Source organism: Mixta theicola (assembly GCF_002895925.1).
Taxonomy (GTDB): Bacteria; Pseudomonadota; Gammaproteobacteria; order Enterobacterales; family Enterobacteriaceae; genus Mixta; species Mixta theicola.
In genome coordinates this window covers 1-860 of sequence record NZ_NWUO01000049.1, presented here as the reverse complement: position 1 = coordinate 860, position 860 = coordinate 1, and the positions used below count along the sequence as shown (strand labels likewise).

At 53.0% G+C, this 860-nt stretch carries 2 tRNA genes and 2 rRNA genes; all 4 read left to right on the top strand.

Annotated features, from left to right (window positions below):
• Positions 1-124, top strand: a 16S ribosomal RNA gene (locus COO59_RS20530); the annotation flags it as partial.
• Between the two features lie 71 nt (positions 125-195).
• A tRNA-Ile gene (locus COO59_RS20525) sits at positions 196-272 on the top strand.
• Between the two features lie 111 nt (positions 273-383).
• A tRNA-Ala gene (locus tag COO59_RS20520) sits at positions 384-459 on the top strand.
• Positions 460-752: 293 nt separating this feature from the next.
• Positions 753-860, top strand: a 23S ribosomal RNA gene (locus COO59_RS20515); the annotation flags it as partial.

The window sequence follows — 860 nt, the reverse complement described above, 5'->3', positions numbered from 1 at the left end:
GTGGGTTGCAAAAGAAGTAGGTAGCTTAACCTTCGGGAGGGCGCTTACCACTTTGTGATTCATGACTGGGGTGAAGTCGTAACAAGGTAACCGTAGGGGAACCTGCGGTTGGATCACCTCCTTACCTGCTGAATCCCGCCCGTGAAGTGCTCACACAGATTGTCTGATAGAAGTAACGAGCAGTAAAACCCCGGCAGGCTTGTAGCTCAGGTGGTTAGAGCGCACCCCTGATAAGGGTGAGGTCGGTGGTTCAAGTCCACTCAGGCCTACCAATTCCTTCCAGCACTGCGTTATGGTTTCGGCTCGCATAGTTGACTATGCGTCGCAAAACCATGCCTTGTTCTGAAAGGAATAAAGGTAACCGGCGGTTTTACAACACATCTGGGGCTATAGCTCAGCTGGGAGAGCGCCTGCCTTGCACGCAGGAGGTCAGCGGTTCGATCCCGCTTAGCTCCACCATCAACCTGCGGTTGATGAACACTCCAGAGTGCATTTGCGAATGTACTGTGAAGTTTTGCTCTTTAACAATCCGGAAACAAGCTGAAAATTGAAAACGGAACAACTGAATCAGTTGTTCACGATTCTCTCAATTCTTACATCCCGATGCAGTATCGCGGGACGAGCGAGCGAAGCGACAGCAAGGCGTACAGCGCGCAGCAGGCGGAGTGGACTTTCTGTCCATGAGCACTGTGAGCACTGCACAACGATGCTGGCGCGATGCGCAGCCGTCACGAGACGCTTGCGGGTTGTGAGGTTAAGCGAATAAGCGTACACGGTGGATGCCCTGGCAGTCAGAGGCGATGAAGGGCGTGCTAATCTGCGATAAGCGCCGGTAAGGTGATATGAACCGCAATAACCGG